Annotated in this window: 10 protein-coding genes; 4 read left to right on the top strand and 6 right to left on the bottom strand. The window is 63.8% G+C overall.

The window, feature by feature from the left end; translation table 11 throughout:
• The 3 genes from ACYVDE_RS10050 to ACYVDE_RS10040 form a co-directional block, all read right to left on the bottom strand.
• On the bottom strand, positions 1–327 hold a 327-nt coding region (locus ACYVDE_RS10050), incomplete at its 3' end, for a DUF3822 family protein (protein ID WP_460501376.1).
• A gap of 104 nt (positions 328–431) precedes the next feature.
• The gene (locus tag ACYVDE_RS10045; protein WP_460501375.1) at positions 432–938 is read right to left on the bottom strand and encodes an NUDIX hydrolase; all 507 of its coding nucleotides are present in this window, start codon (positions 936–938) and stop codon (positions 432–434) included.
• A 170-nt stretch (positions 939–1,108) separates the two neighbouring features.
• Complete coding sequence (locus ACYVDE_RS10040) at positions 1,109–1,750, bottom strand: DUF4126 domain-containing protein (RefSeq protein WP_460501374.1); 642 nt, start codon at positions 1,748–1,750, stop codon at positions 1,109–1,111.
• Positions 1,751–1,916: 166 nt separating this feature from the next.
• Between ACYVDE_RS10040 and ACYVDE_RS10035 the strand changes: the two genes are divergently transcribed.
• From ACYVDE_RS10035 to ACYVDE_RS10020, 4 genes are all read left to right on the top strand, one after another.
• Positions 1,917–2,375 carry a PaaI family thioesterase gene (locus ACYVDE_RS10035; RefSeq protein ID WP_460501373.1) on the top strand — a complete coding sequence of 153 codons (459 nt, stop codon included), beginning with the start codon at positions 1,917–1,919 and terminating at the stop codon, positions 2,373–2,375.
• 9 nt (positions 2,376–2,384) lie between these two features.
• Positions 2,385–2,762 (top strand): hypothetical protein, encoded by a 378-nt coding sequence (locus tag ACYVDE_RS10030; protein ID WP_460501372.1) that lies wholly within the window; start codon positions 2,385–2,387, stop codon positions 2,760–2,762.
• Positions 2,762–4,192 (top strand): ATP-dependent DNA helicase, encoded by a 1,431-nt coding sequence (locus ACYVDE_RS10025; protein WP_460501371.1) that lies wholly within the window; start codon positions 2,762–2,764, stop codon positions 4,190–4,192. The genes ACYVDE_RS10030 and ACYVDE_RS10025 overlap by 1 nt, the downstream gene beginning before the upstream one ends.
• Before the next feature lie 133 nt (positions 4,193–4,325).
• The gene (locus ACYVDE_RS10020) at positions 4,326–4,862 is read left to right on the top strand and encodes a DUF1573 domain-containing protein (protein ID WP_460501370.1); all 537 of its coding nucleotides are present in this window, start codon (positions 4,326–4,328) and stop codon (positions 4,860–4,862) included.
• A 91-nt stretch (positions 4,863–4,953) separates the two neighbouring features.
• Here ACYVDE_RS10020 and ACYVDE_RS10015 read toward each other — a convergent pair whose 3' ends face one another.
• From ACYVDE_RS10015 to ACYVDE_RS10005, 3 genes are all read right to left on the bottom strand, one after another.
• Positions 4,954–5,331 carry a DUF423 domain-containing protein gene (locus tag ACYVDE_RS10015; RefSeq protein ID WP_460501369.1) on the bottom strand — a complete coding sequence of 126 codons (378 nt, stop codon included), beginning with the start codon at positions 5,329–5,331 and terminating at the stop codon, positions 4,954–4,956.
• A gap of 60 nt (positions 5,332–5,391) precedes the next feature.
• The gene (locus ACYVDE_RS10010; protein ID WP_460501368.1) at positions 5,392–6,522 is read right to left on the bottom strand and encodes an aspartyl protease family protein; all 1,131 of its coding nucleotides are present in this window, start codon (positions 6,520–6,522) and stop codon (positions 5,392–5,394) included.
• 207 nt (positions 6,523–6,729) lie between these two features.
• Complete coding sequence (locus ACYVDE_RS10005) at positions 6,730–7,797, bottom strand: o-succinylbenzoate synthase (RefSeq protein WP_460501367.1); 1,068 nt, start codon at positions 7,795–7,797, stop codon at positions 6,730–6,732.
• Between the last annotated feature and the right edge of the window lie 141 nt (positions 7,798–7,938).

The raw sequence follows: 7,938 nt of genomic DNA, 5'->3' as shown, positions 1-7,938 counted from the left end.
GCCGGCCCGAAAAAGGGGGGCGGGCAGCAGCGTGAAGGCCCGGCCCGTTACGGCCACCCGCACGGCATTCCAGCCCCGCAGCGCCAGGTAATCGTGCTGGGCGGCAAGGGCGGGCACGCCGCCGGTGCCCAGCTGGTATTCTTCGAGCGCCACAAACTTGCGCCGCTCCACATCGGCAACGGCCACATAGAGCCGGGCCGGGCCCGCCAGCAGATAGAGGTTGTAGGCGCCGGGATTGGTTGGGTCGAAGGTTTCGTCGCGCAGCTGTAGCAGCGCCGAAGGCGCACCCGATGGCGCAGAAACAGAAAGAGAAGCAGAAGCAGGCACGAATCGAAGCTAAAACGGGCCGGGCGGCCGGGGCTAAAGATACAGCCTGACCGCAGCAAACGGGTGCGGGGCAAGCCCGCCGGCCCCGCTAAAGGGCGGCCGCGCTACGAAAAGCGCAGCTGCGGCACGAAAATATCGTCGGGGCTGAGCACCTGCCGCAGCACCGGATGCAGCTGCGCCGGTGGCAGCTGCTGCAGCTGCCGGGGCACAAACCACTGCAGTTCAGTGAGCAGCTGGGCATCGGGGCGGTGCTCGGGGTCGTGGCCCAGCACCGGGGCACTGGCGTCGTCGGCCAGCACTTCAAAAAATAGCTCCAGGGCCTGGAGCGGGCCCTGGCTGAACTCGTGCAGGTGCAGAAAGCGCCCGACGCGCACCGACAGCCCGGTTTCTTCGCGAAACTCGCGTACCAACGCATCTTTCAGGCTTTCGCCAAACTGCCAGCCCCCCCCCGGCGGCGACCAAAAGGCCGCCTGTCCGGGCAGCAGCCCCCGGTGGGCCGCCAGCAGCATACTCCCCTCGCGGAGCAGCAGCCCACCCACGCGCACGCGCACGCGGCCGGCGTAGTCCTGCAGCAGGGCATCGGAAAAATCGGATTCAGAAGCAGATAACATGGGAGTAGCTGGTGGGGCCGCACGCGGCGCGGCGGAGGAACTGACCGACTAACGGCGGCCCCGCCACATTGTTTTGCTTAAATGATGGAAAAATGAAGATAGAATGCCGGCGCCGGAGTCGCAATTTCAGCACCGGACGAGTAGCCCGGCTGGCGGTAGGCACCGGCCGGCTACTGGCGGGCCAGACGCCGACGGGCCTGCCAGCGCCGCAACCGGCTTAGAATATATACCAGCAGCAAGGCGGCGAACCCAGCCGCCACGAGCGGCAACAGCAGCGTGAGTACCACGCCACCCACGGCCGCCGAGTTTTCGACGGTTGCCAGCACCGGATTGGCCAAGCCGCCGGTAGTGGCCGAGGAGGCGCCGCGCAGCAGTGCCGTACCGGTTTGAATCAGGCCGGCCGTGCCGCCGCCCACCGGCACGCCCAGCGTCCAGCGCAGGGTGGGGTCGAGGTGGGGCAGGGCCGAGGTCATGAGAATGGTGCCGGCCACAAAGGAAGCCGGGGTGGTGAGCGTATCGAGGAAGTGGTCGAAGAATGGCACGTAGTAGCCCACGATTTCGGCCACCATAGCCGATGCCAGCGTGATGAGCGCCGCCCAGGTGCCCAGCCAGGCAAAGCCGGCCGAGGGCGTGAGGTAGCCGGTGTGGTAGGCAATGCTGGCGGCCAGCAGCGGTACAAATACCCGAAAGCCGCTGCACGCCGCCAGCCCCAGGCCCAGCGCGCCCGCTACCACATACTGCATAGCCGGTCCGGTTTCCATCATGGCGTCGGAAGCGAAAGTGAAGTCGAAAGATAGGGGAGCGGCAGCCATAACTGTACCTTTGGCGGCTGCCCCCCATTATGGCGCCGCTTGCCGTTGTAGGGCGCTTTTTCAGGCCTAGAAAGTTCTTGCAGCGCGAGCCTGGTACAAGGCGGAATAAAAACGCCGGCTGGCGTTACCGGCCCGGCATAAATCTCAATCATAACCTTTCGCATTCGTGTCTTCTGATAGTCAGGTAACTAATCATAATGCAGCGCCGGCTTCAGCCGAAGCGCTCGAAAGCCGCATCCGGCGCAAGCTCGAGCGCCAGCATTTTATGCACCTCATCGGGGCCGACCTCACCGTCATCACGCCCGGCCGCGTCGAGGCCGAGCTGGCGCTGCAGGTGCAGCACCAGCAGCAGCGCGGCTTTGCACACGGCGGCCTGGTGGCGACAATGGCCGATTTGGTGGCCGGCTTCGCGGGCGTCACGCTGATTCCGGACGAATACGGCCTTGTTACGGCCGATTTGCGGGTGTCGTACCTGCACCCCGGCGTGGGGCAGCGCCTGCGGGCCATTGGCTGGGTGCTGAAAGCCGGCCGTCGCCTGCACTTCTGCGAGGCCGAAGTATGGTGCGATGAGCTGCTCATTGCCAAAGCCAGCGCCACCATGGCGGTGGTGGAGCCCCAGAACTAATTTAAAGCAATGGAAAAGGGCATTCTTCAGGCCGAACTCAGCACATGGCTGGGGGAAGTAATCACCACTGAAAAGCTCCCTGCTGAAATTTGCGCTTTTCGGTTCGGACTCGGAGAAGTTGCGGAAGGATACGTGTTGTATCTGGCCGGCTCGAACCACCACGACGAAACGGACGACGAATGGGCCGCTTACCCACCGGAATTTGTTGCGGCCACAGAATTGGTGATTCCTGCTGCTGGTGACGAAGAATGGTACTGGGTGCTGCTCGACGTAATCTATTCCCTTGGCAAGGTGTTGAGGTCCGCTCCAATATCCAGCTCGTTTCTAGGTGGCCACACTCCGGTGTACACTGGCTTCGAGAGTGGTGATTTATATCGTTTAAAATAATGCTTTCCCTCCGCACCCCGTCCGTCCGCGACTATTTCCCCTACGAGCCCACCGACGACCAGGCCCTGCTCTTCACCCAGCTTGATGCTTTCTTGAAGGACCAAATGCCGGGCCGCAAGGTGTTTGTGCTGCGCGGCTACGCGGGCACCGGCAAAACCACCGTGGTGAGCGCCCTGGTACAGTGGCTGCACAAAATGCAGCGCAAATACACCCTGATGGCCCCCACCGGCCGCGCCGCCAAGGTAATGGCCGGCTACGCGGGCGTGTCCGCCAGCACCATCCACAAAAAGATTTACCGCCAGACCAGCGGCGCGCCCTCCGAGCGGCTCAACTTTCAGCGCCAGCCCAACCGCACCGAGCAAACCCTGTTCATCGTGGACGAGGCCTCGATGATTTCGGACGAGAAAGCCTTCGGCGAAAACGGCCTGCTCGACGATTTGATGGGCTACGTGTTCGAAAAAACCAGCAACAAGCTGCTGCTCATCGGCGACACGGCCCAGCTGCCGCCCGTGGGCCAGCTCCTGAGCCCGGCCCTCGACCCCGAGCTGCTGGCTCACCGCTTCCGCGCCGATGTTGCCCACGTGGAGCTGCGCCAGGTGATGCGCCAGGCGCAGGAGTCGGGCATTCTGGTGAATGCCACCGAGCTGCGCGAGGAATTGCGCGAGCAGGTACCCAACATTCAGCTACACACCCAAGGCTTCCGCGACATCTTCAAGATGGGCGGCGACAAGCTGGAAGATGGCCTGCGCTGGGCCTACCGCAACTTCGGCCACGAAAACACCACCATTATCTGCCGCTCGAACCGCAACGCCAATCAGTACAACCAACTCATCCGGCGGGCCCTGTTCGATGCGGAGGAGGAGATTGAGGGCGGCGACTACCTGATGGTGGTGCGCAACAACTATTTCTGGCTGCCGAAGGATTCGGAAATCGGCTTTCTGGCCAACGGCGACTTTCTGCAAATCACGAAAGTGGTTAGGCGCGAGGAGGTGTACGGCTTCCACTTCGCCCAGGCGCAGGTGCGGCTGGTCGACTATCCCGACGAGCCCGAGATTGAAGTGAAGCTGCTGCTCGATACGCTGCACACCGAAAGCCCGGCCCTGCCTGCCGACCGCAACAACGCCCTGTACCTGGCCGTGAGCGAAGACTACGCCCACCTGCCCACCAAGGCCGAACGCTACAAGGAAATGCGCAAGGACCCGTATTTGAATGCCTTGCAAATAAAATTTGCCTATGCCCTCACCTGCCACAAGGCCCAGGGCGGCCAGTGGCAGGCCGTGTTCGTCGACCATGGTTTTCTGAAGCCCGACGAGCCGCTGGCGGGCGAGTTTGCGCGCTGGCTCTACACGGCCATCACGCGGGCCTCGGAGCGGCTGTTTCTGCTCAACTTCCAGCAGCAGCTGGTGGGCGACCCGCCGCCCGAAGACTAAGCCGGGAACCGAACCGCGCTTCATCGGGTCTTCAGCAAGGGCGGCGCACTTTGGCCATAAATTTGCGAGGCCCGGCGAAAAGCCTAAATTTGTCCAACGCCAACCCTTCACCATCCTTTTTCAATAGCTTATCATGAAAAAATCATTGCTCTTCGCCCTGAGCCTGCTGGCTGCGACTTACACCACGGCCCACGCCCAGACTTCGGCCACCGCTGCTAAGCCCGCCGGCCCGGTGGCTGGCCCGGCCATCACTTTCGAAGAAGTGAAGTATGACTTCGGCTCAGTGGTAGCCGGCGGCACCGTCGACCACGTGTTCAAGTTCAAAAACACGGGTACTGCCCCCCTCGTCATCTCCAACATCGGCGTGAGCTGCGGCTGCACCACGCCGGAGTGGACGAAAGCCCCGGTGCTGCCCGGCAAAACCGGCACCATCTCGGCGCACTTCAACTCGACCGGCAAAATGGGCATGCAGAACAAAGTGCTGACCATTGAGTCGAACGCCGCCGCTGGCAACACCACGGTATCGCTGGTAGGCGAAGTGAAAGAAGCCACCACCGCCAACGCCGTGCCGGCCATGACGACGGTGAGCGACGTGAAAATGAAAGACGAAGGCGACAAAACCAAGGTGAAAGCCGGCGGCGCCAAAATGAAAGTAAAAGCGAAGAACTAGCCCGCCGGCAGAATTACTCCCACCGTGTTTTGACTGCACAAAAAAGGCCTCCCGCATATGCGGGAGGCCTTTTTTGTGTCGATGCAAGCCCCTACAGCTCGCGCACGGCCAGCAGCAGGCTCACCCAGCCGGCCACGAAGAGCAGCCCACCGATGGGGGCCACGGCGCCCAGCTTGGTGATACCCGTGAAGCAAAGCGCGTAGAGCGAGCCGCTGAAGACTACAATGCCGCCGGCCCAGAGCGCGCCGGTGGTGCCCAGGGCGCGCAGCTCGGGCCGGGCTGCCCACAGCACCCCCACGGCCAGCAGGGCCAGTGTGTGGTAGAATTGGTAGCGCACGGCCGTTTCGAAGGTGTCGAGACGACCGGCGCGCACCAGGGTATCGTGCAGGGCGTGGGCCCCAAAGGCGCCAATGGCCACCCCCAGCGCGCCAAACAGGCCAGCCAACTGCAGCAGAAGTCGAGCAGTCATAAGTGAAAAGCGGAATGATGAATGAGGCCGTAAAGGTAGGGCTGGCTGCGGGCTGCGCGGTTAAATCTGGCGCTTAAGGCGTAGCGTGGTGGTTTGAAACTCCCCGTCGGGGCGGCGCAGCAGCAGCAGCAGGCTGCGGCCATCCTGCGAATGCAGGAGGCGGCTGAGCTGGGTGAGGTTGAAAAAGTTGGCCGGGATGAGGTTGATGCTGACCAGTTCCATGTTGGGCTCCAGGCCCGCCGCCGCCGCCGGCGAATTGGGCATCACGTTCAAAATGACGAACCGCCGCAAATCCGAACCAATGGCCATGAATTCAATACCGGCCATGTCGTGTTCAAACCCATCGTGAAACTGCTGGTTGGGCCGCAGCAGCAGCAGCTGGTGGGGGTAGTCAATCACCAACGAAAAGCGTTTCAGGAGTTCGTAGCCCACATTGCCGTTGCGGGGTACGTCGATTCGGCGGTGCACATCGGCCGGATTAGGGAACGACGTGAGCACATTGGGCAGCGAGTAGCGGCCTAGCTGCAGGCGTGGCACCCGGCCCAGAAACCCCTGTACGACGCCCGTCAGGCCCCGGCCCAGGTCGGCGGGCAGGCGCCTAGTGGGGGCTTGCAGGCGCGGGTCCGAGTCGAGTTCGATGGAGATGGCATGGCTGGCGCCGGTATCGAGCACCAGCTTCAGGGGCAGCGTCAGCGAGTCGGTGAGTTGCACCGGGGTGGTGAAATAGGCTTTGTTGTTCTCCAGACTCAGCGGCAGCGTCGACCACTGCCGGCCCCGCGGCGCCCGGTACATTTCGGGCCGCGTGGCGAGCAGGTAGCCTTCTTCGGGCCGCAGCGTGATGACAAAGCTGCGAAACAGCTCCGAGCCCAGAATGCCGTGGATGGGAATGCCTACGTAGCCCGACAGGTTGAGCACATCCTGCGAGAGCACCAGCATGGGCATGTGGTCGGCCACCACGCCGGCCAGGGCTACGCGCACGCTATCGGTCTGGTATGCCTGCAGGCCGGTATCGGCACCCCCGGCGCCCGTAATGCGGAACGTCTGACCGTGACGCAGCTGCAGCGAGTCGGCCAACGCGGGCGAAGTAATGATGGCCGTGGCCACCCCGGTATCGAGCAGAAAATTGAACGGACCGTAGCCATTCAGCGTCGTGCTGACCACCAGTAGATTGCGTTGAATCTGCAACGGCACGCGAACCTGCGTACGCTTCGGGTTCTCCAGTCGAAACGGGCCTGTAAGGGTTTGTGCCCGGCACGAGCAGGCCCGGCCCGCGCCCAGACACAGGAAGAGTACAAGGAAACGTAGGCACGCGCAGAATACTCCCATAGGCAGGGCCTCGGGGCCCGAGCCGTAAATAAAGCGAAAAGTATCGCTTGGCCACCGAACGGCTCCTCCCGGCTACACCGGCTCCCAGGGGCCGGCCGGGTCGTAGCGCAGCGCACCGTGGCCCACGTGCAGCGGGGCCGCCACGTTGTTGTGGTAGAGCTGGCCGGTGCCCAGGCCCTGCGGAAACCCCTGCACGTCGTATTCGCCCGTGAGCTGGGCCACGGCATTCAGGCCCACGTTCGATTCCAGGGCCGAAGTCATCCACCAGCCAATCCCACGGTCCTCGGCCAGGGCAATCCAGCGGCGGGTGGCGGCATGCCCGCCCAGCAGCGTAGGCTTGAGCACAATGTAGGCGGGGTGAATTTCATCGAGCAGGGCCGCCTGGCGCGCGGGTGCCGTCACGCCAATCAATTCTTCATCGAGGGCAATGGGCAGGGGCGAGGTGCGGCAAAGGGCGGCCAGCGCTGCGGCTTGCCCCGCCGCCAGCGGCTGCTCAATGGAGTGCAGGTCGTAGGCGGCCAGCCGGGCCAGCTTTTGCGGGGCTTCGGCCGGGGTAAACGCGCCGTTGGCATCAACCCGAAGCGTAAGCTGCCCGGCGTCGGCCACGGCCCGGATTTCGGCAATGATGGCCAGCTCGGTAGCAAAATCGAGGCTGCCAATCTTCAGCTTGAGGCACGTATAGCCGGCCGCCAGCTTCTGCTGAATCTGCTCGCGCATGAAACCGGCGTCACCCATCCATACCAGCCCGTTGATGGGCAGCGCGGCCCGGCCCTGGCTGAAGGCATTGGCATAGAGCTGCCGCCGGCCGCCGTGGGCCAGGTCGAGCACGGCGGTTTCGAGGGCAAAGGTGAGGGCGGGCTGGCCGGGGCCCACCAGCGTGGGTACCTGCTGCACGTCCAGCGATGTAAGCCGGGCCGCATTTACCCGCTCGCACAAACCAGCAACGGCCCCGGCAAAGCCGGGGCCGTAGTCGGGGCTAAGGCCCGCCAGGGGGGCAGCCTCCCCCACGCCAATCAGCGTTGGTGCGTCGGCGTGGGTGAGGTGCAGGTACCAGGCCGTGTGCTCGGCCAGGGCCCCGCGCGAGGTGCGGGCCGGAAAATTGAAGCGCAGTACGCGCTGAGAAAACCGAAGGTGCAGCATGCCGCAAAGATGCGGCGGCGCTGTCGTATTCGGCGGGCGGCGCTAGGCTAGGCTAGGCTAGGCTTTGCCGGTGGCGGGCTTGGTGCTGGCGGGATTGGCTTTGCCGCGGCGGCTCACGAGGCCGCCTTTGCGGCCGGCGTC

It is taken from the genome of Hymenobacter agri (genome assembly GCF_054778495.1).
The sequence above is the reverse complement of the archived record's forward strand: the minus strand, read 5'-3'. Positions and strand labels throughout refer to the sequence as shown.

Excerpts from the sequence above, each read along its gene's own strand:
- ACYVDE_RS10045 (WP_460501375.1), bottom strand. The coding sequence starts at position 938 with ATGTTATCTGCTTCTGAATCCGATTTTTCCGATGCCCTGCTGCAGGAC.
- ACYVDE_RS10040 (WP_460501374.1), bottom strand. The coding sequence starts at position 1,750 with ATGGCTGCCGCTCCCCTATCTTTCGACTTCACTTTCGCTTCCGACGCC.
- ACYVDE_RS10030 (WP_460501372.1), top strand. The coding sequence starts at position 2,385 with ATGGAAAAGGGCATTCTTCAGGCCGAACTCAGCACATGGCTGGGGGAA.
- ACYVDE_RS10025 (WP_460501371.1), top strand. The coding sequence starts at position 2,762 with ATGCTTTCCCTCCGCACCCCGTCCGTCCGCGACTATTTCCCCTACGAG.
- ACYVDE_RS10020 (WP_460501370.1), top strand. The coding sequence starts at position 4,326 with ATGAAAAAATCATTGCTCTTCGCCCTGAGCCTGCTGGCTGCGACTTAC.
- ACYVDE_RS10015 (WP_460501369.1), bottom strand. The coding sequence starts at position 5,331 with ATGACTGCTCGACTTCTGCTGCAGTTGGCTGGCCTGTTTGGCGCGCTG.
- ACYVDE_RS10005 (WP_460501367.1), bottom strand. The coding sequence starts at position 7,797 with ATGCTGCACCTTCGGTTTTCTCAGCGCGTACTGCGCTTCAATTTTCCG.